The 22,866-nt window shown below is 63.7% G+C and carries 30 protein-coding genes; 15 read left to right on the top strand and 15 right to left on the bottom strand.

What is annotated here, in order from left to right; genetic code table 11:
* Nucleotides 1-28: 28 nt before the first annotated feature.
* Nucleotides 29-481, top strand: coding sequence for a DoxX family protein (locus tag K359_RS0127920; RefSeq protein ID WP_029082269.1), 453 nt, complete (start codon nucleotides 29-31; stop codon nucleotides 479-481).
* An 89-nt stretch (nucleotides 482-570) separates the two neighbouring features.
* Here K359_RS0127920 and K359_RS0127915 read toward each other — a convergent pair whose 3' ends face one another.
* The 4 genes from K359_RS0127915 to K359_RS0127900 form a co-directional block, all read right to left on the bottom strand.
* Nucleotides 571-1,143, bottom strand: coding sequence for a dihydrofolate reductase (locus K359_RS0127915; RefSeq protein ID WP_029082268.1), 573 nt, complete (start codon nucleotides 1,141-1,143; stop codon nucleotides 571-573).
* A 110-nt stretch (nucleotides 1,144-1,253) separates the two neighbouring features.
* The gene (locus K359_RS0127910) at nucleotides 1,254-2,282 is read right to left on the bottom strand and encodes a polysaccharide deacetylase family protein (RefSeq protein WP_029082267.1); all 1,029 of its coding nucleotides are present in this window, start codon (nucleotides 2,280-2,282) and stop codon (nucleotides 1,254-1,256) included.
* Nucleotides 2,283-2,418: 136 nt separating this feature from the next.
* Entirely contained in the window at nucleotides 2,419-3,015 is a 597-nt protein-coding gene (locus K359_RS0127905) for a glutathione peroxidase (RefSeq protein ID WP_029082266.1), read from the bottom strand.
* Between the two features lie 175 nt (nucleotides 3,016-3,190).
* Complete coding sequence (locus K359_RS0127900) at nucleotides 3,191-4,948, bottom strand: L,D-transpeptidase family protein (RefSeq protein ID WP_035977236.1); 1,758 nt, start codon at nucleotides 4,946-4,948, stop codon at nucleotides 3,191-3,193.
* A gap of 222 nt (nucleotides 4,949-5,170) precedes the next feature.
* On the opposite strand from K359_RS0127900, the gene K359_RS0127895 reads away from it, so the two are divergent.
* Entirely contained in the window at nucleotides 5,171-5,728 is a 558-nt protein-coding gene (locus tag K359_RS0127895) for a CreA family protein (RefSeq protein ID WP_029082264.1), read from the top strand.
* Between the two features lie 71 nt (nucleotides 5,729-5,799).
* Here K359_RS0127895 and K359_RS0127890 read toward each other — a convergent pair whose 3' ends face one another.
* Nucleotides 5,800-6,027 (bottom strand): hypothetical protein, encoded by a 228-nt coding sequence (locus K359_RS0127890; RefSeq protein ID WP_029082263.1) that lies wholly within the window; start codon nucleotides 6,025-6,027, stop codon nucleotides 5,800-5,802.
* A gap of 461 nt (nucleotides 6,028-6,488) precedes the next feature.
* On the opposite strand from K359_RS0127890, the gene K359_RS63430 reads away from it, so the two are divergent.
* Nucleotides 6,489-6,647 (top strand): hypothetical protein, encoded by a 159-nt coding sequence (locus tag K359_RS63430; protein ID WP_165123398.1) that lies wholly within the window; start codon nucleotides 6,489-6,491, stop codon nucleotides 6,645-6,647.
* 39 nt (nucleotides 6,648-6,686) lie between these two features.
* The gene (locus tag K359_RS0127880; RefSeq protein ID WP_029082262.1) at nucleotides 6,687-7,082 is read left to right on the top strand and encodes a hypothetical protein; all 396 of its coding nucleotides are present in this window, start codon (nucleotides 6,687-6,689) and stop codon (nucleotides 7,080-7,082) included.
* Nucleotides 7,083-7,135: 53 nt separating this feature from the next.
* Here K359_RS0127880 and K359_RS0127875 read toward each other — a convergent pair whose 3' ends face one another.
* Genes K359_RS0127875 through K359_RS0127865 form a run of 3 tightly spaced genes read right to left on the bottom strand, consistent with a single transcriptional unit; the run spans nucleotide 7,136 to nucleotide 9,133 of the window.
* Nucleotides 7,136-7,381, bottom strand: a complete 246-nt coding sequence (locus K359_RS0127875) for a DUF6719 family protein (RefSeq protein WP_035977234.1) — start codon at nucleotides 7,379-7,381, stop codon at nucleotides 7,136-7,138.
* An 11-nt stretch (nucleotides 7,382-7,392) separates the two neighbouring features.
* Nucleotides 7,393-7,545: a hypothetical protein gene (locus K359_RS63425; RefSeq protein ID WP_165123400.1), complete on the bottom strand. Its 153-nt coding sequence runs from the start codon at nucleotides 7,543-7,545 to the stop codon at nucleotides 7,393-7,395.
* A 46-nt stretch (nucleotides 7,546-7,591) separates the two neighbouring features.
* Nucleotides 7,592-9,133, bottom strand: a complete 1,542-nt coding sequence (locus tag K359_RS0127865; RefSeq protein WP_029082260.1) for a PLP-dependent aminotransferase family protein — start codon at nucleotides 9,131-9,133, stop codon at nucleotides 7,592-7,594.
* A gap of 105 nt (nucleotides 9,134-9,238) precedes the next feature.
* Between K359_RS0127865 and K359_RS0127860 the strand changes: the two genes are divergently transcribed.
* Together K359_RS0127860 and K359_RS0127855 are read left to right on the top strand one after the other, a co-directional pair.
* On the top strand, nucleotides 9,239-9,931 hold the full coding sequence (locus K359_RS0127860; RefSeq protein ID WP_371261192.1) for a pyridoxamine 5'-phosphate oxidase family protein: 693 nt from the start codon (nucleotides 9,239-9,241) through the stop codon (nucleotides 9,929-9,931).
* A 54-nt stretch (nucleotides 9,932-9,985) separates the two neighbouring features.
* A complete protein-coding gene (locus K359_RS0127855; protein WP_029082258.1) occupies nucleotides 9,986-11,263 on the top strand; it encodes an ArgE/DapE family deacylase in 1,278 nt (425 codons plus the stop codon).
* Between the two features lie 180 nt (nucleotides 11,264-11,443).
* Here the strand turns inward: K359_RS0127855 and K359_RS0127850 are convergent, their stop codons facing one another.
* On the bottom strand, nucleotides 11,444-12,229 hold the full coding sequence (locus tag K359_RS0127850) for a cobalamin-binding protein (protein ID WP_029082257.1): 786 nt from the start codon (nucleotides 12,227-12,229) through the stop codon (nucleotides 11,444-11,446).
* A gap of 184 nt (nucleotides 12,230-12,413) precedes the next feature.
* Between K359_RS0127850 and K359_RS0127845 the strand changes: the two genes are divergently transcribed.
* Nucleotides 12,414-12,812, top strand: a complete 399-nt coding sequence (locus K359_RS0127845; protein ID WP_029082256.1) for a PaaI family thioesterase — start codon at nucleotides 12,414-12,416, stop codon at nucleotides 12,810-12,812.
* 139 nt (nucleotides 12,813-12,951) lie between these two features.
* Nucleotides 12,952-13,575: a GNAT family N-acetyltransferase gene (locus K359_RS0127840; RefSeq protein WP_029082255.1), complete on the top strand. Its 624-nt coding sequence runs from the start codon at nucleotides 12,952-12,954 to the stop codon at nucleotides 13,573-13,575.
* Nucleotides 13,576-13,656: 81 nt separating this feature from the next.
* Here the strand turns inward: K359_RS0127840 and K359_RS0127835 are convergent, their stop codons facing one another.
* From K359_RS0127835 to K359_RS0127825, 3 genes are all read right to left on the bottom strand, one after another.
* Entirely contained in the window at nucleotides 13,657-13,965 is a 309-nt protein-coding gene (locus K359_RS0127835; protein ID WP_029082254.1) for a hypothetical protein, read from the bottom strand.
* A gap of 90 nt (nucleotides 13,966-14,055) precedes the next feature.
* A complete protein-coding gene (locus tag K359_RS0127830) occupies nucleotides 14,056-14,355 on the bottom strand; it encodes a putative quinol monooxygenase (protein WP_029082253.1) in 300 nt (99 codons plus the stop codon).
* A 16-nt stretch (nucleotides 14,356-14,371) separates the two neighbouring features.
* Nucleotides 14,372-15,055 (bottom strand): DUF2161 domain-containing phosphodiesterase, encoded by a 684-nt coding sequence (locus K359_RS0127825; RefSeq protein WP_029082252.1) that lies wholly within the window; start codon nucleotides 15,053-15,055, stop codon nucleotides 14,372-14,374.
* A gap of 142 nt (nucleotides 15,056-15,197) precedes the next feature.
* On the opposite strand from K359_RS0127825, the gene K359_RS53205 reads away from it, so the two are divergent.
* Nucleotides 15,198-15,473 (top strand): GrlR family regulatory protein, encoded by a 276-nt coding sequence (locus K359_RS53205; protein ID WP_245284735.1) that lies wholly within the window; start codon nucleotides 15,198-15,200, stop codon nucleotides 15,471-15,473.
* A 274-nt stretch (nucleotides 15,474-15,747) separates the two neighbouring features.
* Complete coding sequence (locus K359_RS0127815) at nucleotides 15,748-16,947, top strand: GNAT family N-acetyltransferase (RefSeq protein ID WP_165123406.1); 1,200 nt, start codon at nucleotides 15,748-15,750, stop codon at nucleotides 16,945-16,947.
* A 25-nt stretch (nucleotides 16,948-16,972) separates the two neighbouring features.
* Here the strand turns inward: K359_RS0127815 and fabG are convergent, their stop codons facing one another.
* Nucleotides 16,973-17,653, bottom strand: coding sequence for a 3-oxoacyl-ACP reductase FabG (gene fabG / locus K359_RS0127810; protein ID WP_029082250.1), 681 nt, complete (start codon nucleotides 17,651-17,653; stop codon nucleotides 16,973-16,975).
* Nucleotides 17,654-17,778: 125 nt separating this feature from the next.
* On the opposite strand from fabG, the gene K359_RS53200 reads away from it, so the two are divergent.
* Nucleotides 17,779-18,474 (top strand): hypothetical protein, encoded by a 696-nt coding sequence (locus K359_RS53200; RefSeq protein WP_051346453.1) that lies wholly within the window; start codon nucleotides 17,779-17,781, stop codon nucleotides 18,472-18,474.
* A gap of 120 nt (nucleotides 18,475-18,594) precedes the next feature.
* Nucleotides 18,595-18,801, top strand: a complete 207-nt coding sequence (locus K359_RS0127800; RefSeq protein ID WP_029082249.1) for a hypothetical protein — start codon at nucleotides 18,595-18,597, stop codon at nucleotides 18,799-18,801.
* A 112-nt stretch (nucleotides 18,802-18,913) separates the two neighbouring features.
* On the opposite strand, the gene K359_RS0127795 is transcribed toward K359_RS0127800, so the two are convergent.
* Nucleotides 18,914-19,657, bottom strand: a complete 744-nt coding sequence (locus tag K359_RS0127795; RefSeq protein WP_029082248.1) for a tyrosine-protein phosphatase — start codon at nucleotides 19,655-19,657, stop codon at nucleotides 18,914-18,916.
* A 113-nt stretch (nucleotides 19,658-19,770) separates the two neighbouring features.
* Here K359_RS0127795 and K359_RS0127790 point away from each other — a divergent pair, with 113 nt between their 5' ends.
* The gene (locus tag K359_RS0127790) at nucleotides 19,771-20,082 is read left to right on the top strand and encodes an MliC family protein (RefSeq protein ID WP_029082247.1); all 312 of its coding nucleotides are present in this window, start codon (nucleotides 19,771-19,773) and stop codon (nucleotides 20,080-20,082) included.
* 90 nt (nucleotides 20,083-20,172) lie between these two features.
* Here the strand turns inward: K359_RS0127790 and K359_RS0127785 are convergent, their stop codons facing one another.
* Nucleotides 20,173-20,385 (bottom strand): DUF2735 domain-containing protein, encoded by a 213-nt coding sequence (locus K359_RS0127785; protein WP_035977231.1) that lies wholly within the window; start codon nucleotides 20,383-20,385, stop codon nucleotides 20,173-20,175.
* 542 nt (nucleotides 20,386-20,927) lie between these two features.
* Between K359_RS0127785 and K359_RS0127780 the strand changes: the two genes are divergently transcribed.
* Together K359_RS0127780 and K359_RS0127775 are read left to right on the top strand one after the other, a co-directional pair.
* Nucleotides 20,928-21,962 carry a glutamine synthetase beta-grasp domain-containing protein gene (locus K359_RS0127780; protein WP_029082245.1) on the top strand — a complete coding sequence of 345 codons (1,035 nt, stop codon included), beginning with the start codon at nucleotides 20,928-20,930 and terminating at the stop codon, nucleotides 21,960-21,962.
* Between the two features lie 197 nt (nucleotides 21,963-22,159).
* A complete protein-coding gene (locus tag K359_RS0127775; protein ID WP_029082244.1) occupies nucleotides 22,160-22,864 on the top strand; it encodes a hypothetical protein in 705 nt (234 codons plus the stop codon).
* Nucleotides 22,865-22,866 lie beyond the last annotated feature (2 nt).

Raw genomic sequence — 22,866 nt, 5'->3', positions numbered from 1 at the left:
CGATTCTGCCATCCAGTGAGGCCGACCCATGCCAGCGTTGATCACCTTCGGGCGCGTTCTGTTCGCCGTGCTGTTCCTGTATTCGGGGGCGACCAAGCTCTTCGGCATCCAGGTGACTGCGGACGTGCTCACGGCCAAGGTGACCGTTCCCGCCGTGATCGCGCCCTATACGCAGCAGATCGAAACCTTCGCTAGCATGCCGTTCATGCAGCTCCTGGCGATCACGATCGGCGCCTTCGAGATCATCGCCGGGTTGATGATCGCGGTGAACGTGCTGACGCGGTTCTTCGCGATCCTTTTGATCATCTTCGTCTGCTTTGCGACCTTCTACTTCCACGATTTCTGGAATCAGGCGGCGCCCGACAACGGCAAGACCCTGATGGAGGCGCTGAAGAACCTGTCGCTGATCGGCGCATTGTTCATCATCGCCGGCTACGGTCGCGGCCCGCGCCGCGATGAGCCGGCGTATGGGGACGTGTAGGGCGCGATCACAGTAGGATGGGTAGAGCGCAGCGAAACCCATCACCTTTGTGCTGAGAGATCGATGGGTATCGCTGCGCTCCACCCATCCTACGGGGGCAGCTCACGCCGCCACGGCGTCACGCTGACATCCTGCGCGGCATCGATCAGTTGCGGCGCGTCGGCGCGAAGCCCGTGCGCAGCAAGCACCTGCTGCGGGGTGCGGGCAGGGACGCCCGGAAAGCACGGCTCGCCCTCGGGGATGCGCACCCTTGGCGCGACCGACAGCCAGAACGTGTCGTAGCGGTCCATGAACATGCCGAACACGCCGGGGCCGCCGATGATGGCAACCATGCCCGATGTCACGCCGGCTTCGCGGCTCGCCGCCTCGAACGGGCAGCCGGCCGGATTCCACAACAGGGCCTTCGGATTGTCCGGATCGGGCGCGGTGGCCGCGACCTTGCCGGTCAGGATCAGGCGGCGCCGCTTCGGCGCGTTCGGCTGCTCTTCCTGGGAGTGACGGCCATGCACGACGAGGTCGGCGCGGTCGAGAGCCGCGGTGAAGAACCGCTTGTCGCCCTCGATCTTGAGATCGTCGGGCATCACATTGTGCGCATTCGCCAGCCGGCCATCGGCGGAGACGATGACGAACCCTTCGATACGCAACCCGGAAACCAGAGCCATTTCCGCTCCGATCGAATCGGAACGGGGCTCTGGATTGTTGTTTTGACGCGTTTTCTTCACGCGAACCGGTACCCACTTCGCTCGAAAACGCTCTAGAACTGTCGCGCGCGCTATTGCTGGTCGACCGTGGTGACGACGCTGTTCACCGGCCGCGAGCTCACGGTCGGCAGCTTGACGTCCTTGGCGAGCTCCTGCTCGTATTGCGGCAGCACCGTCACCGGGAATTTGGCGCGCATCGCCACCACCTTGTAACCGCCGGCCTTGAGCTGCTGCAGCAGCGCGGGCAGCGCCTCCGCGGTGTGCTTCTGGAAGTCGTGCATCAGGATGATGCCCTTGCCGAGCTTGTTCAGCTTCTTCATCACCGTGTCGATCACCTGCTGCGGCTTGCTCGACTTGAAGTCGAAGGAGTCGAGGTCGCAGGAGAAGATCGCGATGTTGCGGTTGCCGAGATAGGTCACCATCTCCGGCGGATGCTGCAGCGCCGGGAAGCGGAAGAACGGCGAGGGTGAAACCTCGAGCGCCCATTTGACCGCGGCGTAGCCGCGCTCGATCTCGTCCTTCTTCTGATCCTCGGTCAGCTTCTTGTTGTTCAGATTGGCGTGCGACCAGGTGTGCGCGCCGACCGTGTGGCCGGCGGCATAGACCTGACGCAGGATTTCAGGGTGATAGGTGGCGTGCTTGCCGATCGGGAAGAAGATGCCCGTGGTGCATTCATCCGCGAGCGCCTTCAACACCGCGGGCGTGTTGGCCGGCCACGGACCGTCGTCGAAGGTCAGCACCACTTCATGGTCGCGCAGGAAGTCGAGCTGCTTGAAATGCTCGAAGCCGAAGCCGGGCCCGCCGGTGGTGTCGATCTCGACGGTGCGGCCGACGCCGAGCGCGTTCGGATTGTTGCAGGCAGCGCGCGCCGGCTGCGGCGGTTGCTTCGGCGGCACTGGTGCGGCGTTTGCGGTGGCGGGCGCAGGTGCCGCGGCGGCGGGCGCTGGCGCTGCGGCCGCTGGTGCTGCCGCCGGCGCTGTGGCGGCGCCCTTGGCCGGCGCTGCCGCAGCGCCCTTGGCGGGCGGCGTCTGCGACCAAGCTGCGCTCGACGCGAGCAACGATACGGTCCCTGCGAAAATCAGACCTGCCGCAATGCGCATGGCGTGTTCCCTGCTGATCGCGCTCCCGTGCCGCCGTTGCCGCACCCGGACCGCTTCACTCCCAACCGATCGTACCCTAGTCGCAGTCGCGACGCCAAGGCAATGAAGGTGGGCGGGCGCGTGCTCAATATCCCAGTTAATTCCGGGGATTATCGGGGCCTTTCAGGCTGCCGCCAGCGCTCAGTGCGATTGCGGTCTTGATGCGGGTGTCGTCGGGTGTGACCGACTCAGGGAAGACGTCGGCGATATAGCCGTCGCGGCCAATCAGGTATTTGTGGAAATTCCAGCGCGGCACGTCCTTCGGCCGCGCCTCGGCCGCCCAGCGGTAGAAAGGATGCGCGCTCGCGCCGCGGACCACCGCTTTCGCTGCGATCGGGAAGGTGACGCCGTATTGATGCTGCGCGGCCTCGGCGATCTCGGTCGGGCCGCCGGGCTCCTGGCCGCCGAAATCATTCGAGGGCACGCCGATGATCACGAAGCCGCGCTCGCGGAATTCGCTCCACAATTGCTGCAGGCCGGCATATTGCGGCGTGAAGCCACAGAGCGAGGCCGTGTTCACGATCATCAGGGGATGGCCGGCATAGTCGGCAAGGCTGATATCGCCGCCCGAGAGTGCGGGGAATGAAAAGGCGTAGGCCGTGATCCGGCTCATTGCGGGCTGCTCCGCATGCAGCGCACGCGATCCTGCGGCCGCGGCCAAGGCCGTCACGATCAGTGTTCGGCGGTCGATCATGATGATGTCCCCGGATCGGATGTGCCTGACATCATAATCCAGAGCGCAGGCTCAGGCATTCAACAAGGTGTTACGGAAGAGAACATCTTAGCCGTCATGGCCGGGACAAGCCCGGCCATGACGGAAGGTGATTTTCGCTCTCCGGAAGAGGGTTGGAGAGGTACAGCCCGAAAGCTTAGCGCAGCGGCAGGATGAAGTCGGTGCCTTCGCCGGTCTCACCCTGGTTGACGCCGAGGTCGGAGACGATGATCGAGCCGCCGGTGCCGAGCGCTTCGCTGATCCGGGCCATCACGTCTGATGGAATCGAGATGCGGTCGAGTGCCTCGGCGGGGGTATTCGTCGCCGGCTGCGGCTTGGCCTCGACCGGCACGGCCACCTTGCGGCGATGCGAGACATGCTCCTCGGCATCGATACGGGCGGCATTGCGGGTCGGCAGCGTGACCACCGACCAGCGCAGCAGGTTGGTATCCGTCTTGTCGGCTTCCGCGGTGAAGACATGCGTGCCAAGCGGCCGGTCGCTCGCGGCGATCGTCACCGGCACGTCGAACAGCGGCGCAAAGTTCTGCCGCACATAGAGCTTGGAATCCTTGCGGCTGATGAACACCGCGATCTGGCCGGCGCGCTTCGACACGTCGATCCTGGCGACGCCGGGCAGCCGTGCCGTATCCTTGGCAGCGTCCTTCTTGGCATCGGGCGCGTCGGCCGCGGTTGCCGGCTCGGCGGGCTTGTCAGCCGGCTTGACTGCATCCACCGCCTTGGCAGCGTCCTTGCTCGCGTCCCTGGCGGCATCAGCCTTAGGCGCATCGGTCTTCGTATCGGTCTTGGGTGCCTCGGCAATGCCGGGCTTGGCGGCGTCCGCTTTCGGCTCGTCAGCTTTGCCTTCGGCCTTCACCGGGTCGTTCGCGGAGACCTCGGTCTTCGGCTTGTCGGTGCTGCCGGTGGTTTCGCCGACCGTCTTGTCGTCGGGAGCGGAATTGGTCTCGGCCGGCTGGTCGGTCGCGGTCTCAGCTTGGACCGTCTCGGGCTTGTCGGCTGCAAGCTTGTCGGCGATCGCGTCCCGTGTCGCCGAGGAGGACGCGTCGGACATCGTCACCGACGCGCTCGCCGCCGGCATCGCATCGGTGGCGTCGGCGGTGTGGGTGTTGTCGCGCAGCGAAGCGGGCAAGGCGGCGTGGCCGACGCTGGTGCGCAAATCGAGACCGGACTGCTTGTCGGCGCCCTTGTCGGTCTTGACGCCGAGCGGCGCATCCATCTTCAGGATCTCGTCGGCAACCGGCTGCTGCGGCGTGATCTTCTGCGTCACCAGCAGCGGATGCGAGAAGTTCTCCGGCGTGATCGTGCCCGGCGTGACGAACACGCGGGCGCCCATTCGCGTCCAGCCGTACATCTTGACCGCAAACGACATCGGCATGCGGATGCAGCCATGCGAGGCCGGATAGCCGGGCAGCACACCGGCGTGCATGGCGATGCCCGACCAGGTGATGCGCTGCATGTACGGCATCGGTGCGCCGCTATAGATGTTGGACTGGTGGTACTTCTGCTTCTGGATGACGCTGAAGACACCCATCGGGGTCGAGTGCCCCTTCATGCCCGTCGACACCGGGCTCTCGGCATAGAGGCCGTTGGCGTCGTAGACGCTGACGCGCTGCTGGTCGACCGAGACCGAGATGATCAGGGGGCCCTGCGGCTTGGCGCCAGCCTCCTTCTCGAGCGCCGGATTTTTCTTGGTCAGATTGCGCTTCGGCTTCGGCCGGGCCGGCCGCGGCATCGGCTGGTAATCACCGTAGTAGCCGGAATCACTGTTCCAGTAGAACAGCGCAGCATCGGCCTGTGAGGAGGCGGCGACGGTGCCGGCTGCAGTCAAAACTGCAAACTGCCAGAACCGCCTATTGGCAGAATCAAAAATCGAAATCCGCCGTCCCGTTCCGTGCATATTCCGAATCCCAGTCCAAACTATTCCTTGGTTGTCGCAGACGTGGAACGCGTTCACCAGCGTATGCGATTAACCCTTCCGTGAGGCGCGTATTTTTCGCCAAAAGCGTAGCAAAAAAGCCTCACAAGAGGTTAAACGCCCAGCCTGATCACCGAGCCGTCAGCGCCTTCCTGTGCGGCGTTTGCGCACTACATAGGCGGGACCCACCCCGCGGAGACCTCAATGACATCGAGAAGTGTGAGCTTGTGTGACGTGAGACTGTTGTCTCGATGGGGGTGCGCAATGCTGCTGATGGTGCTGGGTTTGGGGCTGGCCCGTCCGGCGGCCGCGACAGATGAGCCGGACCTGATCTTTCGCCGCTCCACGGTGTTCAAATTGATGAGCCCCAACGACAAGCTCGCGACCTACGGCGTCGACGACCCCGAGGTCGAAGGTGTCGCTTGTCACTTCACGGTGCCGGAGAAGGGCGGCTTCAAGGGCTGGCTTGGGCTTGCCGAGGAAGTCTCCGATATCTCGCTGGCTTGCCGGCAGATCGGGCCGATCCGCTTCAAGAACAAGCTCGGCCAGGGCGACGACATGTTCAGCAAGCGCCGGTCGCTGTTCTTCAAGAAGATGCAGATCGTGCGCGGCTGCGACGCCAAGCGCAACGTGCTGGTCTACATGGTCTATTCGGACAGGCTGATCGAGGGCTCGCCGAAGAACTCGACCTCGTCGGTGCCGATCATGCCGTGGGGCCCGACCGACGCCGCCATCCAGAAGTGCGGCGAGTTCATTCAATAGGCTTCGTTCGGTAGCCTTCATTCAATAGCCCTGGCATGGGCTTGGCCTGTGCGGCTGAAGCGGTGGGTAAACTAGCGGTTGGTTTGCCCGAACTGCTTCGCGCCGAGGCTGAGGCCCGGCTTGACCTTCGAGTCGCGGCAGCCGACGAGGCGAACCAGCTTTTGCTGCGCGCACTCATTGTCGCCCATCACGTGGGTACCCTGTTGCGACATTGCGGCCGTCATCTGCTTCTGCGGGCCGGATTTGGTGGCCGCGGATTCATTGCCAACGCCCATGTTGCCATTGCCCACGACTGACATCCTTCGTTGGATAGGGGATCACCACAACGTGCCACCACGGAGATGGTTGCACGGTGCCGAGATGAGTCGGCTGGACCGTCGCCCGGTTCACCGCCGACCTGCTGCGCTGCTTCCTGTCTCAGCAGAGGAAAGTTAAGAAAGCGCGGTAGCCCGCTCAATTTGCACGCAGAATCGGCCATCGCCCCGGCTGCGGCCAAAACAGGTGCCAAGGACAGGCGCCAAGGCGGGTACCACGGCAGGCATCGGCGCGCGAAATCTTGAACACGCGCTCCGCCGCCGCTCCATCACTGAAAATATTGATGTTTTCCGGCCAATGTTTCGTCGATCGCCGGCCGACGAAACAATTCTCCCGTTGATGAAACCATTTTCGACTTGTTCCGCAGAACTCCGGAAACGGCAGTTCGTTATCAAACCGTCAACACAACGGCGCGGACGCCGGCCGGAATAACGGAGACTGTCACATGCGGACCATCAGCCTGATTCTCGCCTTCGTCTTCGTGATGGCCGGTTCGTCGATGGCTGGTTCCCCGGACAGCGGTTTGCCCGGCATCGGCACCTTCTCCTATAACGGCTCGCCGGTGGTCACTGTGGCCCCGATGATGATGGCGCAGGCCAACTGAATGCGACGCGAAAAACAGAACAGCCGATAAAGGCCACTCATGTTGCTCCGTATCTGTTCCGCCGCCATGTTCGCATTGCTCGTCCTAGCGGGTTCCGCGCAGGCCCAATCCCAGCTTCCACTCGAATCGATGCAGATCCGGTCGCTGTACCGGGTAACTGAGCCGCGCGACGAATTCGTTCGCCAATGCGCGCCGCACATGCTTGGCCGCTGGGCGCACCCCGAAGCCGTCTGCGGCTGCCTGCACGACCACGCCGCAGCAACGGTGGATGATCCCGACCTCCGTCAGGCATTGCTGCGCGGGATCAGCGAGACCGGCGTGCCGACGATCGAGACCGATTGGGTGCCGCCGTCGAAGCAGGCCGAGATCGGCCCGACCTTCACCAAGATCGCCAAGCCGACGCTGCAATGCATGTTCGAGCCGATCTCGAACTGAGCGGCGCGTTGCCAAATAATGAAGAAGCAGGCGCCTCGCGGAAGCGGGGCGCTTTATTTTTTGGCGAGGCGCGGCACGCAGCTGCGGGTCCGAACCACGCCGTTCTGGCTCAGCTTGGCGCCGATCACCTGCTTGATCTGCCCGGCCGGGCACGAGCCGTCATCGACCAGGACGCGCTGACCGACCCGGAGGTCGACGATGTCGCCCTCGCGCATCAAGGCCTGCTGCGCGGAGGCGGGGGCGCTCAGGGCGACACATACGACGGCGCCGATCAGCGCGACGAATCCGATGCGCGGCATCGCGGCCTCCCTCACTTGTTCTGGATCTTGACCCCATTGGGGCCGACATTGATCTGCAGGCCTTCGGGCTGCTTCTTCGCCTGATAGAGATTGTAGCCGAGCATGCCCACGATCAGGACCAACCCGCCGATCACGAGATACAGGACGTTGCGATTGGCAGGCATCCGGTATCTCCGTACGCTGGCACTGACTGAACGCGCGCGACCTTAGTCAGGTCGCTGCGATTCTCATAGCGCGCCGCGGTTTGGCGGATGACTTGATCGATCCCTTGACTGGTCCTTTGCGCGTCGCGCGCAGCGCAATCAGCGTTGCCTTCGCCAACTGTTCCGCCGACGCGATGAGTTGCGGAACCGGATGACCGGAAAATCCCAGCACGAAGCCGGGCAATGGACGCGCGCGATGATAGGTCTCGGCGAGCAGCCAGCCGCCGACGCCGGCGGCGGCTTTTGCCTCCGCGGCAATGAGTGGATCGGTCGCGGGATCGAGCCTGGCCACGAGATGCAGGCCCTGCGAGGGCACGGGAACCGTGAGCGCGCCCTCCGATGCGCTCTCGAGCGTCGATGCCAGCACGTCGCGCGCCTCGCGATAGAGTTTGCGCGACTTGCGCAAATTGGCGGCGAAGGCGCCGGAGTTCAGCATGTCGGCAACCGCGCCTTCCATCAACGTGGCGGGAAAGCGGTCGAGCGCGGCGCGCGCCGCCGTCACCGGGCCGATCAGGGCTTCGGGCAGGGCGCAGTAACCGATCCGCAAGCCCGGAAAGAGCGTCTTGGCAAACGTGCCCATGTAGATCACGCGGCGCAGATGATCGATGCCGGCGAGCGACAACAGTGGCGCGCCGTCATAGCGGAACTCGCTGTCGTAATCGTCCTCGAACACGAAGGCGCCGGCGTCGCGGGCCCAGTCGAGCAGCTCGAGCCGGCGCGGCATCGACATCTGCACGCCGAGCGGAAACTGGTGCGACGGCGTGACATAGGCGGCGCGTGCCTGCGGCGCCGATGCGCGGCCCTTGTCGACGCGCATGCCTGAGGCATCCACGGGCACCGACACCGGACGATAGCCGCAATGCTCGATCGCGCGCCGCGCCGCCGGATAGCCGGGATCCTCGCACCAGACCTGATCGCCGGGCTTGAGGATCGCGCCGAGCACGATGCGCAGCGCATGCAGCGTGCCCGACGCCAGCATGATCTGGTCGGGATCGCAGCGCAGTCCGCGCGCCGACAGCAAATGATCTGATATGGCGGCGCGCAATTCGCTGCTACCGCGGGGATCGCCATAGTGCAGATGCTCGGAGCCGAAGGCGCGCAGTCTGCGGCCGGCAAAGGCGCGGAAACGCTGCAGCGCGCGTTCGTCGATATGGGTGCAGCCGAGCGACAGCGCGTTGTGCTGCGGCGGCTCGATCTCGATCTTCGCGCGTCGCGGCGCGGTGGCCTGCGCCGGGATGCGCGCGGCGACGAAGGTGCCGGAGCCCGTGGTTGCCACCGCAAATCCGTCGGCGATCAGCCGCTCGTAGGCCGTGGTGACGGCGTTGCGTCGGAAGCCGGTCTGTTTTGCCAGCGTGCGCGAGGGCGGCAGCGGCTCGCCCGGCTTGACCAGGCCGCCGACGATCGTGTGGCACAGCGCCTGATAGAGCCGCTGCTGTGAGGCCGCGCCCTGCGTGACGTGGGGGCCGGCGAGGTCGAGCGGCAGCTCGGCCTTGGCCGGCCAAGGCTCTGATAAATTGGGCTTGCGCAAATTGGTCGGAATTTTTCGCATGGAATTGGCACTATCGCAGACCAAATGGGTCGCTACAACTCTCGACATATTCCAATTTCGAAAGGCACCGCCGTGACCGAAGGCGCATCCACTCCGTCCTACCCCATGTCGTCCCGCAACCGGGTGAAGCGCCGCCATGATCGCGGCTTCTACGACCACGCAACCGTGCACAAGATCCTGGACGCCTCGATGCTGTGCCACGTCTCCTACGTGATCGACGGCCAGCCCTATTGCACGCCGACGTTTTTCTGGCGCGAGGGCACAAAACTCTACTGGCACGGCTCGAGCGCGAGCCGGATGCTGGAGAACCAGACGGAAGGGCAGAGGGTGTGCCTGACGGTCGCCCATCTCGACAGCCTGGTGCTGGCGCGCTGCGGCTTCAATCATTCGGCCGACTATCGCGCGGTGATGGCGTTCGGCTCAGCCTATCTCGTCACCGACCCGCAAGAGAAGGAGCGCGCCATCGTTGCGATGGTCGACCGCTTCTTTCCCGAACGCACCGCAAGCCTGCGCGCCAGCAGCAAGCAGGAGATCAAGGCGACCTCGTTCATCGCGATGGAGATCGAGGAGGCCTCGGCAAAGGTTCGCGCCAAGGGCGTTGCCGATGACGACGAGGATTACGAGTTGCCGATCTATGCCGAGCGCATTCCGGTGCGCACCGTGCTCGGCGCGCCGGAGCCGTGTTCGCGGCTGCTCGACGGCGTGTCGCGGCCTGCGACACTCGATGGCTATTCGGAAGGCCGTCTGCTCGAAGATGCATTGCGGGATGCTTATTTTGCGCAATACAAGGCGGAGTGAAATCGGGTTACGGTGCGGCGCTCACCTGTCTGATTTCCCCGATGGAGTTGCCGCATGACTGCCGAGACGCAACAACGAATCCTTGCTGCCGTTGACGAGGGATTCGATGCGCAGCTTGCGACGACGCAGGCCTTTGTCGCGATCCCCTCGACCCGCGGCGCCGAGGGGCCGTGCCAGGACATGATCGGCGATCTCTTGCGCGAGCGCGGCTACGAGGTCGACGACTGGCACATCAATCTCGACGAGCTCCGGGATTTGCGCGGCTTCGGCCCGATCGAGCATGATTTCTCGAAGGCGCGTACGGTGGTCGGCACCTACCGCCCGGCGACCAATGCCGGCAAATCGCTGATCGTGCAGGGCCACTGCGACGTGGTGCCGACCGGCCCGCTCGAGATGTGGGAGACGCCGCCGTTCTCGCCCGTGATCAAGGACGGCAAGATGTACGGCCGCGGCGCCTGCGACATGAAGTCCGGTACCATCGGCGCGCTGTATGCGCTGGATGCGATCAGGAAGGCCGGCCTGAAGCCGACGGCGCGAATTCACTTCCAGTCGGTGATCGAGGAGGAGAGTACCGGCGTCGGCGCGCTCTCGACCTTGCAGCGCGGCTATCGCGCCGATGCCTGCTTCATCCCCGAGCCGACCAACGGCAAGATGATCCGCTCGCAGGTCGGCGTGATCTGGTTCCGGTTGAAGGTGCGCGGCTTCCCGGTGCATGTGTTCGAGGCCGGTGCCGGCTCGAACGCGATCATGGCGGCGTATCATCTGGTGCATGCGCTGGAGAAGCTCGAGATCGCCTGGAACGAGCGCGCCAAGGCCGACCGCCACTTCAAGGACGTCAATCATCCGATCAACTTCAATCCCGGCATCATCAAGGGGGGCGACTGGGCCTCCAGCGTGCCGGCCTGGTGCGACGTCGACTGCCGCATCGCGGTGCTGCCGGGCTGGTCGATCGCCGAATGCCAGAAGGAGATTCTGGCCTGCGTGTCGGCCGCGGCGCGCGACCACCGGTTCCTCTCCAACAATCCGCCGCAGGTGGAGTGGTCGGGCTTCCTGTCGGAAGGCTATGAACTCGTGAACTCCGAAGCGCCGGAAGCGGCCTTCGCGAGGGCGCATCAGACGGTCTATGGCGGCGCGGTTGAAGATCGCGCCTTCACCGCGTTGACCGACACGCGCTTCTACGGCCTGAACTATGACATCCCGAGCCTCTGCTTCGGCGCCAATGGCGCGGCGATGCATGGCTTCAACGAATATGTCGAACTGGACTCGCTGCGGAAGTCGACCAAGGCCACCGCGCTGTTCATCGCGGAATGGTGCGGCGTGGAGAAGGCCTAGCCGCGGTTTCCGCCCCTCAACAAATTCAGTGTCGTCCCGGCGAAAGCCGGGACCCATACTCCGCGGCGAATGTTGTGATCGGGACTCGTCATTGCAGCGCCGTACATCAATCAAGATTGGTGGTTATGGGTCCCGGCTCCGTGCGCAATCGCGCACTCGGCCGGGACGACGTTGGAAGATTCAACGCTCCGGCCATAACGCCTTCACGATCGCATCGAGCCCGTCGGTCAGCGCGGCGGGGCCGGGCTGCAGGATGATCGGCGACTTGATCTCGACGATGCGGTTGTTGCGCACGGCCGGAATCTCGCTCCAGCCGTCGCGTTTGCGGATGCGGTCGGGCACCACCTTCTTGCCGCACCAGGACGCCAGGATCACGTCGGGCATCGCCTCGCGCACGGTATCAGGCGAGATGATGCGATCCTTGGCGGCCTTGTGCGCGCGCAGATGCGGCAGCGCGTCCGCGCCGCCGGCGATGTCGATCAGCTCGGACACCCAGCCGATGCCGCTGATCAGGGGATCGTCCCATTCCTCGAAATAGACTTTTGGCCGCGGCGCCGGACGCGGCGTCGCCGCGATCGCGTCCAGCCGTCCTGCGAGGCTTTGCGCGAGCTGCCCGGCGCGCTCGGCGGCGCCGACCATCGCGCCCAGGGTGCGGATCATTGCGAGGATGCCGGCGACGTCGCGCTGGTTGAAGACATGCACGGCGACGCCGGCACGCACGAGATCGGCGACGATGTCGGCCTGCAAATCGGAGAAGGCGAGCACGAGGTCGGGGTCGAGCGCCAGGATCTTTGGAATGTCAGCGGAGATGAAGGCCGACACGCGCGGCTTCTCGCGGCGGACCTGCGGCGGCCGCACCGCATAGCCGGAGACGCCGACGATGAGGTCCTGCTCGCCGAGCAAATAGAGCGTTTCGACCGTCTCCTCGGTCAGGCAGACGATCCGGCGGGGAGGGAAGTCGCGCATCGCGGACGGTATGCAGACTGACGCGCGATTGTCACTGATGCCATGACGTCATCCGCATCATTACCTCGGAGGTCATTGCCGGGCCCGGTCAGGCAATCCATCATGCCGGCACCAACCTCGAAGAAGGCCGAAGGCGCGGTTCTGCCCGCGGACCGACGCCGCAAGAACAAGCCAGGGAGTGCCCATGACGCCGCTCGAAAAGATCCAGTCGATGAAGATGCCGTTCGCGGAACTGAAGGGCGTCACCTTCACCGAGGCCAGCCAGGATCGGGTCGTCGCGAAGATGCTGGTGCGGCCGGACCTCTGCACCCTCCATCACACCATCCACGGCGGGGCGGTGATGGCCTTGGCGGACTCGGTCGGCGCCGCCGCCACCGTGATCAACCTGCCTGAAGACGCCAAGGGCACCACGACGCTGGAGAGCAAGACCAACTTCATCGGCGGCGCCAAGGCGGGGATGACCGTGGTCGCCACGGCAACACCGGTTCACCGGGGCCGGCGGACCCAGGTCTGGCAGACCAGGCTGGAGACCGAGGACGGCAAGCTGGTCGCGGTCGTGACCCAAACGCAGCTGGTATTATGATGGGGCGATAATGTGATTTATCAATCACATCATTGTTTACTTAAATGAATCTCAGTACTTGAATTATATGGTGCGATGCACAATATGGGGGTGCTAGGGAGTCGACGCCTCCTCGAGGGCTACCGAGAGGAGTTATGAAATGAACTACGATTCCATCCGTCCGACGTCTGCCAAGGGCACCGTGCGGACGCTGAGCCAGCAGGAGGAGCTTCCTCTGCTGCGCGATCACCTGCTGCGACTGGATCGCACCAGCCGTCATGATCGCTTTCATGGCTTCATCGACGACAGCTTCATCCGTCGCTATGCCGAGCGCTGCGCCAACGACGGCACGATCATCATCGCCTATTTCGAGGATGGCGTGGTCCGCGGCGCGGCCGAGTTGCATCCGCCGGAGCAGTCACCGGACGCGCAGCCCGAGATCGCCTTCAGCGTGGAGCGGTCGGTGCGGCGCAAGGGTGTCGGCAGCACGCTATTCCGCAAGCTGATCGCCGAGGCGCATGCCAAGGGCTACACCAACCTGCGCATCACCACCGGTGCGCAGAACGACGCGATGCGTGCGCTCGCCACCAAGTTCGGTGCGCAGCTCACCTTCCGCCACGGCGAGTCGACCGGCAGCATCGACCTGACCGAGCAACACCAGGGCGAGCAGGCACCGGCTGCTGCGGTGATGACGCCGGTCGAGGCTGCGCAGGCGATCGTCGACATGAACCGGGCCTATTGGCGGATGGTGATGCAGATCTCCGGCTGGGGCCGGGCGGCCTGAGCCGATATCCCGGATCAAACGCGAAAAGGGCAATCCGCTCAGCGGATTGCCCTTTTTCTTTGAGCAAACGAATGTTGTTTTTCAGGTGCCGGTGCGCTTGTCGGTCGCAAAGCGGCGGACCACGCGGCGCTCGACCACGATGGAGCGCTGCGCGCCCTGTTCGCCGGCGATCACGCGGGTTGCCGTACCGGTACGGGCGCTGACGCGCGCGGTCTTCTTCACCTCGGCCAGCACCTCGTCATAGGGCAGTCCCATCAGGGACGACGCGATCTCGGCCTGGGCCTCCACGTCATCGGTGATGCCGATGGCCGCGAAGATTGCCTCCTCCAGGGTCGGCGGATCATGCCGCACGCGCCTTGTGCCGTATTTGGTGTTCCAGTCTCCGCTCATCGCCGCCTCGTCCCTTGAATCGCGGGAGATACGTAAGGGCCCTAATGTTGCATTGCAATATGAATGTGAGATGGCAATCCAGCCATGCAGCTAGAGTCTCTCAATTTTGTGAGCGTCATAAAGTTCGATCGTGGTCGCAGCCGCCGCAAGAGATTGCAGCGACCGGACGAAGTCACGGGAGGCCGGGACCGCAAAATGCGTCGCCAGCGCGGCGCGATCGGCCCATTGCTCGAAAAACACCAGCTTGAGCGGATCTTCGCAGTCGACATGCACCGCGTGCGAGATGCAGCCGGGCTCGGTGCGCGAGCGATGGACATGCTCGAGGCTGAGGCGCCGCACCTCATCGAACGTGTCGGGGCGGGCGGTGACGCTGCCGGTGACGACAATCATGATGTCCCCCAATGCTTTACGGGGCGGCTTCCGCCCCTGACGCAGTGATCGGTTGTTGCGGCCAGCGCTTCAGCGCGGCACGGCCGGCATCGGTCAGCAGATAGATGCCGCGCTCGGCGCGATCGAACCAGCCATAGACATTATGCTGCAGGATCTTGCCGGCGTCGGGAATATCGGCGCGCAAATCGCGCACCCGCCGTGGCCCATCCGACAGCGCACAGGCGCAGGCCAGCGCCTGCTGCCGGTAGGCGGTCATGATCGGCGCGCGCGTCGAACCGCCCATGGCGGGATCGCCTTTGCGCTTCCGGTGCTCGGTGATCAGGCGCGAGCGCTTCTTCGGATTGCGCCTGATGGCCGCGGTCGGCGGCGGCACCAGCACCTCGACGTCGCCGCGGTCGGTGATGCCGAGCATGCCGAAGCCGAGCCGCCGGCACAGATTGCGATAACGCGCATCGCTCTCGCGGCCCTTGCCGCGGGCCGAGACCTTTGCCGCGATCCAGACCTCGTCGGCGGCGGCGGCACGGTCGACCGCCTGCAGGATCAGTTCGAGATTGAAGGCGAGCTTGAGTTCACCGATCACGACGACAGGCGGATCGTCGCCGCTCAGCGCCACGAGATCGCAGCCGCCGATCTCGCCCTTCACCGTGAAGCCGAGCTTTTCGAGGAAGCGTTTGACGGGCTGATAAAGCGCAGTTTCCAACGGGCACGGCTCCGGCGGCGGTTCGGCCGCGACTCAATTCGCAGCAGCATAGCCCGGAAAGACCGCTGCCGCCGCGGACGTAATTTGCTCAAAGCCCGCCCCAGCGGCTATTGTGAGGCCGGGACAAGGCGCGGCAATTTTCATGATCCGGAACGGGCTCTATCACATCACCGTCGAATTTCTCGACGGCGTCTCTGGCGGCAACCAGGGCGTCATGGTGCTGCGCGACGGCCAGATGCGCGGCGGCGACTCGTTCTTCTATGCCTATGGCAACTACACCGCGGCCGATGGCAAGTGGAAGGGCGAGGTCACCAACGAGGAGCATTCGCCGACCTATGGCGAGCGCCCGGTGTGGGAACGCAAAGGTGGTCACCATTGGATTCACCGGCACCTACACCGACAAGACCGCCGAGGGTAACGGCATGGCGCTCGCCGGCAAGCAGAGCATCCGTTTCAGGTCGAAGCTGCGGCTATTGGTTGCCGACTGACGCGTAATGCCGACCTGGCTCTATAAAGTCGAGGTCGCGCGCGATCGACGGGCCGCTCTCTCGCCACGCTCGAATGCGGCTTGTCCGCTGCTCGCCGCCGTTGAAATGTTGCTGTTTGTTGCTCCAATGGCACAGGGCCCCCAAGCCAAATGAATTAAGTTCCAAACCGGACTTGGAAGTTAAGCATCACAGGGGCAAGGCGTGATGTCAGACTCAGTCAGCCTGACTGCTACACCAAGTGAAGGCGACGCGGCGGCTGCGACAGCGCGGTTTAGCGTGAAGATCATGACGCGCGGCGAAATCGCCGATTGCCCCGCCTGGGCTGCCACCTTCGCAGACCTGCGCAAGGATCACCGGTATTACGAAATCCTGGAGGATACGCTTCGCGACCGCGTCGAGTACCGCTACTTCGCGATCATCGACCGGGCAGGGTACATCCAAGCCGTCCAGCCGTTTTTTCTTCTCGACCAGGACTTTCTCGAAGGACTTGGCGCGGAATGGCAGACGTGGCTGGCGCGCATCCGACGCTTCGCGCCGCGGTTTCTCAAGATGCGCACTTTGATGGTGGGATGCTTCGCCGGAGAGGGACACCTCGCTGCATCCGACACGGTGCCGTCAGGCGAGATGGCGGAGATCCTTTGCGGCGAGATCGTCAATCTAGCAAAATCGTGCCAAGCGCAGCTCATCGTCTTGAAGGAATTCCCAGCGCGCTATCGGCCGGTGCTCAATTGTTTCGTGCGGTGCGGTTTCGCCCGTGCGCCGAGCATGCCGATGACGGCGCTCAATATCGAGCACGACGATTTCGATGCCTACATGCAAAACGCGCTGCCGCGATCGGCGCGGTGGCAGCTCCGCAAGAAATTCAAGGCAACCGACGGCGACACCATTGTCCTCACTGTCACCGATGACGCAAGGGATGCTATCGATGAGATCCATCCGCTTTATCTGCAGGTCTTCGACCGTTCGAAATTCCGTTTCGAGAAACTGACGGCCGATTATCTCCGCCGGCTCGGCAGCGATATGAAGGACAAGACCCGGTTCTTCATCTGGCGCCGGGGCGCGAACGTGGTCGCCTTCAGCCTCTGCATGGTCGAAGGCGACAGCCTGTTCTGGGAGTATGTCGGCCTGGACTATGCCGTCGCCCTCGACCTCCATCTTTACTACTACACCATTCGCGACATGATGAATTGGGCGATGGCCAAGGGTTATAAGTGGCTTCGAAGCACCGGTCTCAGCTACGAACCGAAATTCCGGATGCGGCATGACCTCGATCCGCTCGACCTCTATGTGCGGCTCCGCTCCCCGCTCCTGAACGCTATTTTCAGGCTGCTGCTGCCCTGGATCGTCCCGGCCCGCTATGACAAGACGCTGCGAAGATTCGCGAACTATCGCGATCTCTGGTAGCCGATCCGATACGGTAACGACTGGCCTAAACCCGCCCGTTCACCGGCAGCAGCGCGCCGGTGACGGCGCTTGCGGCGTCGCTGGCGAGGAACAGGATGACGTCAGCGAGTTCCTTCGGTGTCACCCATTTGGAGATATCGGCCTTCGGCATCGCGGCGCGATTGGCCGCGGTATCGATGATCGAGGGCAGCACGGCGTTGACCGTGACCTTGCCCTTGAGTTCGGCGGCGAGCGACTCCGTCAGGCGATGCACGCCGGCCTTCGATGCGGCATAGGGGCCCATGCCGGCAGCCGCCTGCAACGCGCCCAGCGCGCCGATATTGATGATGCGTCCGGCGCCCGACTTGCTGAGATGTGGGATGGCGGCGCGCGATGTGTTGAGCGCGGTCATCACATTCATGGCGTACATGCGCTGCCAGGTCGCGGGATCACCGTCGCTCACCGCCTCGAAGGTGAAGCCGCCGGCGATGTTGATCAGCCCGTCGAGCCGGCCGAAATGCGCGGCCGCCTTGTCGATGGCAGCCTTCGCCTGCGCGGGATCGGTGAGGTCGACACCGCCAAGCTCGATGCGGTCGGCGGTCGCCGCAAGCGTTGAGGCTGCATGATCGATCCCGGCGACGCGCGCGCCGCGCGCCAGGGCCTCCTCGGTGACCACTTTGCCAAGTGCGCCAAGTGCGCCGGTGATGACGATGGCTTTTCCGTTCATGGCGGTCTCCGTATGCGCGAGCAGGCTGCTGCCCACTATGATCAGGCGGAATTCATTTGCAATGCCGCCAATTCCGCCTCCTACTGCGCGCATTCATCAGTTCATTCACCTCAAGGATGTTTGCGATGCCGACACCCAGGCCATGCGAAACCCACCTCGAACTCGTCAAGTTCGGACATCCGTTGCCGCATTTCGCGGAAGCGCTGCGGCATCAACGCAAGATCAAGGTGGTGGCGCTCGGATCGTCGTCGACGGCGGGCGCGGACAACATCCTGCCATTCCCGCCGCGGCTCGAAATGCTGCTGCGGCAACGCTTCTTCGGCCGGATGATCGATGTGATCAACCGTGGCGTAGGCGGCCAGGAGGCGCCTGAGGAATATTCGCGCATCGAGTCCGACGTCACGACCGAGGCGCCGGTGCTGGTGATCTGGCAGGTCGGCACCAACGCCGTCTACAAGAGCTACAATCCGGCCGAGGTGCGTGCTACGCTGGAGGCCGGGCTCGACGTGCTCGCCGCGCTGCCGCTTGACGTCATCGTGATGGATTCCCAGTACACGCAGGCGGTTGTCGGAACACCAGCCGCGCTCAATCTCGCCAACATCATCATGCCGATGATCACCGAGGTCACGTCGAACAAGGGCGTCAACCTGTTCAGCCGTTTCGCGCTGATGAAGCGTTGGGTCGACGCCGATATTCCCCTGACCGAGCTCGACGATGGCGGCCAGCTTCTGCTTCACACCAGCGAATGGGCGACGAATTGCGTAACCCAGTCGCTGTTTGGCGCCATCGACGACGCCTTGAAGCCGGAAGCGATCGCGTAACGCTGACTACGTAAGACTACGGAGTAGGGCCGGTTGGATAAAATTTGCGGCAGTTCCGTAAGTCGTTCGCAGAATCCTATCCCGTAGAAGCGAAACTCCAGCCAAGGTAGGGGTTTTTCTATGGGATATCTTCCGGATCACGGTTTACCGCTTGTTCAGCTTAAGGAGCAGCGGCGCGATCTCGTGGTGGCGCTGCAAAACCGTAACGGGCCGGTGAGCAGCTGGGAATTGATGCAGATCGCGGCGATCCAGCAGGCGATCTCGGCGTTCGAGGATGTGATCGCCGATCTCGATGCAGAGCTCGAGCTCGAGGCCGCGGCGGCCTAAAGCCTTTTTCGGTTCTGATTGGATCAGAACCGAAGCTCCAGATTCTTGTTTGACGCGTTCTTCTTCACGCGAACCGGTGTCCACTTCGCTCGAAAACGCTCTGGCGAATTGATCAGGCCTGCAGATAGCGGCCTTCAAGCGCCTTGCGCTCGGCCTGGCCGAGCCCGAGGCCTTCGCGGAAATAGCCGTCGAGGCTGCCGTAATCGGCATCGACCGCCTCGAACGCAGCTTCCAGAAATGCAGCGCGCACGGTACCGAGCACCTGCTTGACGTCATCGGGCAGCTCGGTGCTGTGCGCCGGATCGCGCTTGTAGAACCGATTGGTCAGGAGATAGTCGTCGGCGATCACATGATCGGACACGCCGAGCGCGTGCAGGACCAGCGCGCAGGCGAAGCCGGTGCGATCCTTGCCAGCGGTGCAGTGGATCACCAGCGGCGCGCGGTCTTCCAGCAGATGGGCAAACAGCGTGCGATAGCGCGGCGTGTTGTCCTGCACATAGCCGCGGTAGGAATCCCGCATCACGTCGATCGCATCGGCTTCCGAGAGCTGGCGGTGGCTCGCGATCGCGCGCAGCGCGGCCACCACCGTCGGCTCGACCGGCAGCGAATGCACGGTGACGTCGCTCATGCCGCACAGCGCCTCGGCTCGCTCGGCGACGCCGCGAAAATCGAATGCGCTCTTGACCCCAAGCGCGCGCACCACGGCGACGTCTTGCGCGGTGAGATGCGCCAGATGGTTGGAGCGGAAGAGCTGCCGCCAGCGCACCGTCCGCCCGTCACGCGTCTGGTAGCCGCCGAGGTCGCGAAAATTGCTGGCGCCGGCGAGATTGAGATGACGGGCGGGGGCTTCGGACATTGGCGGGCCTGTTGCAGCTGATGAGGTCTTGGCGCAAAAAATCCTGGCGCAAGAGTCTTGGCGCAGGAGTAATGGCGCAGACAGGTCTATAACCGGCCCGTCAGGGGGAGAATATGACTTATCGCGTGGGCGCCTTTGTCATCGGCGCAATTCTTTTGCAGGTTTGCGGTTCCTCGGCGGCATCGGCACAGTCCGCCTTCCGGAATTATCGCTGTGCCGACGGCACACAGTTCGTTGCGGGGTTCTTCACCGGGGACACGCGCGCGCATCTGCAGCTCGACGGCAAGGCGGTGACGCTGACCAAGCGCCTGTCGTTGACGGGCACACGCTACAAGGGCGGCGGCGTCACGCTCGAGATCAGCCGATCTGGGCTTGCCAGGCTCCGGCATGCCAAGCGGCCAGCGACAGCCTGTGAGCTGGCATGAAAAAAGGGCCGAAACGCCTGGTTCCGACCCTTCCTTATTGTTCTGACGCTGTCTGACGTTTCTGCGTCACGCCTCGCTGCCTGATCGACATCAGTGGTCGCGGCTCGGTTTGGCGTCGTCGATCGCCGCCTGATGGTACCAGCTCTCGCTGCAAGCCGAGGTCTCTACCTCGCTGGCAAGTCCGCGCGCCGTCAGCGCTTCGCCATGGCGGCGTCCGCCGAGAGCCGCGCGGCCCCCCGCCGGGAATTGATAGATCGTTGCCGATCCGTGGATTTGTCCTTGGTTTTGGCCCGTCGTGATCATGTCAAACTCTCCTTTGGCCGCAGCGAGCCTCCATGGTGCGCCCGACTCATTCGCGTGTCGTTACCGTGCTTTCGATATCGGCCCGGGCCTGGCGGGGCGCAAGTTGACTAAGAAATAGTCATTCTCTGTCTAATTTGTGAGCAAATCCCGGTTTGCCTCCTGCGAGGCAGGAGGCAGCTGATCAACGCTTGGGCCATGGCGATGGTTGCGGGGCGCCCGGTGGTCGGACACGAACTGTCACACAGCGCTGCCGCTGCATTAATCGGCAGGCGGTGCCGTAGCCGAATTTGCTGCAGAAACGGGCGGCGAGGCGCGCGAAAAGAAGATTTTGGCTGACCGTGGCGCATGCCTGCCGCGCTGCTATGTCGCAGCTAAAAATGCGATGTCCGTTGTGGACATCCGCGAACAGGGTGGGTCCCGCAGTGCAGCGACTGGCATTTTAATTGCTTAGTAAGAGCCGGCCGATGGTGGCCGGGTACGCGTGCGGCGACCGACTGGCTTTCGGTTTCCTCACGGTTTTGCATCATCAACAGAGAGGTTCAATGACCAAGTACAAGCTCGAGTATATCTGGCTCGACGGATATACGCCGACGCCGAGCCTGCGCGGCAAGACGCAGATCAAGGAATTCGCGTCGTTCCCGACCCTCGAACAGCTTCCGCTGTGGGGCTTTGACGGTTCGTCCACCCAGCAGGCTGAAGGCCACAGCTCTGACTGCGTGCTGAAGCCGGTCGCCTGCTATCCCGACGCCGCGCGCGAGAACGGCGTGCTGGTGATGTGCGAAGTCATGATGCCCGACGGCAAGACCCCGCACGTCTCGAACAAGCGCGCCACCATCCTGGACGACGAAGGTGCCTGGTTCGGCTTCGAGCAGGAATACTTCTTCTACAAGGACGGCCGTCCGCTCGGCTTCCCGACCGATGGCTATCCCGCGCCGCAGGGCCCGTACTACACCGGCGTCGGCTATTCGAACGTCGGCAGCGTCGCCCGCAAGATCGTGGAAGAGCACCTCAACCTCTGCCTCGCCGCCGGCATCAACCACGAAGGCATCAACGCCGAAGTGGCCAAGGGGCAGTGGGAATTCCAGATCTTCGGCAAGGGCTCCAAGACCGCCGCTGACCAGATGTGGATGGCCCGCTATCTGATGCTGCGTCTCACCGAGAGCTACGGCATCGATATCGAATTCCACTGCAAGCCGCTCGGCGACACCGACTGGAACGGCTCGGGCATGCACGCCAACTTCTCAACCAAGTACATGCGCGAAGTCGGCGGCAAGGAATATTTCGAGAGCCTGATGAAGGCCTTCGACAAGAACCTGATGGACCACATCGCCGTCTACGGCCCGGACAACGACAAGCGTCTGACCGGCAAGCACGAGACCGCGCCGTGGAACAAGTTCAGCTACGGCGTGGCTGACCGTGGTGCTTCGATCCGCGTGCCGCACTCCTTCGTCAACAATGGCTACAAGGGCTATCTGGAAGACCGCCGCCCGAACTCGCAAGGCGACCCCTACCAGATCGCTTCGCAGATCCTGAAGACGATCTCCGAGGTTCCGACCGGCGCCAAGGCTGCGGCTTAAGTGGCCGCGGCCTAAGCAGCGATCGGACCCGGATGGAGCCATCCGGTACCGCAATCGGGTCCGCCAGGGCAGCGCCTTGGCGGACCTTTGCTTTTTTAACGACAGTATTTGCAGGCGGCTTGCCGCCGAAAGCGGTTTCGCCGCGTTATGAACCGCGCTAGATAGCGATTGTATTTTGGCGGCCGGGGACACGGCGCTTGTTTGAAGGGTTTTACAAGGTCCGGTTCGAGCTGGGCGGCGCCGTCGGCCGCAGCGTGATGTATGTCGGCGACGGCAGGATGCTCGGCGGCAATTCGGCGTTTGCCCATATCGGCACCTATGAGAAAGATGGCGACGAGGTCGCGGTCGAGATCCAGACTGTCCGCCACAACCCCGACCTGAACTACCGCGCGATGGCTGGCACCGACGACGCGACGCTGATCGCCAAAGGCTGGCCGGACGGTGAGCTCTACCGTTTCAAGGGCGAGCTGAGGGAATTGCCCGGCGTGCCGTTCCGGTCGGTGATGACGCCGATCACCGACGACGAAGTCCCGATTGCCGGCGGGGTCGGCGAGGGCGGCATCATCAACGGGCTGTATTCGATCCACATCCAGTTGCTCGATGGGGTCGATGGCGGCCTGACCGGCGTGATGCTGCTGAACAACGGCCGCATCCTCGGCGGCGACGCGTTCTTCTACTATCTCGGCACCTACACCTCCGAGAAGGGCCGCTGGAAGGGCCAGATCCTCAATCAGGAACACACCTCGGCGATGGGCGAGAATCCGACCTTCGGCGGCCGCGAGGTCGGGATCGGCTTCGCCGGCACCTGCGACGCGGAAGGCGCGGTGCTCGAAGCGACCGCGCTTGCCGGCAAGCGCAGCCTCCGCCTCACGGCGACGCTCAAGCTGATGCGGCGGGCATGAAC

The sequence above is a fragment of the Bradyrhizobium sp. th-b2 genome (genome assembly GCF_000426785.1).
GTDB classification, from domain to species: domain Bacteria; phylum Pseudomonadota; class Alphaproteobacteria; order Rhizobiales; family Xanthobacteraceae; genus Bradyrhizobium; species Bradyrhizobium septentrionale.
Note: the sequence above shows the minus strand (reverse complement) of the source record. Positions and strands in the feature narration are given on the sequence as shown.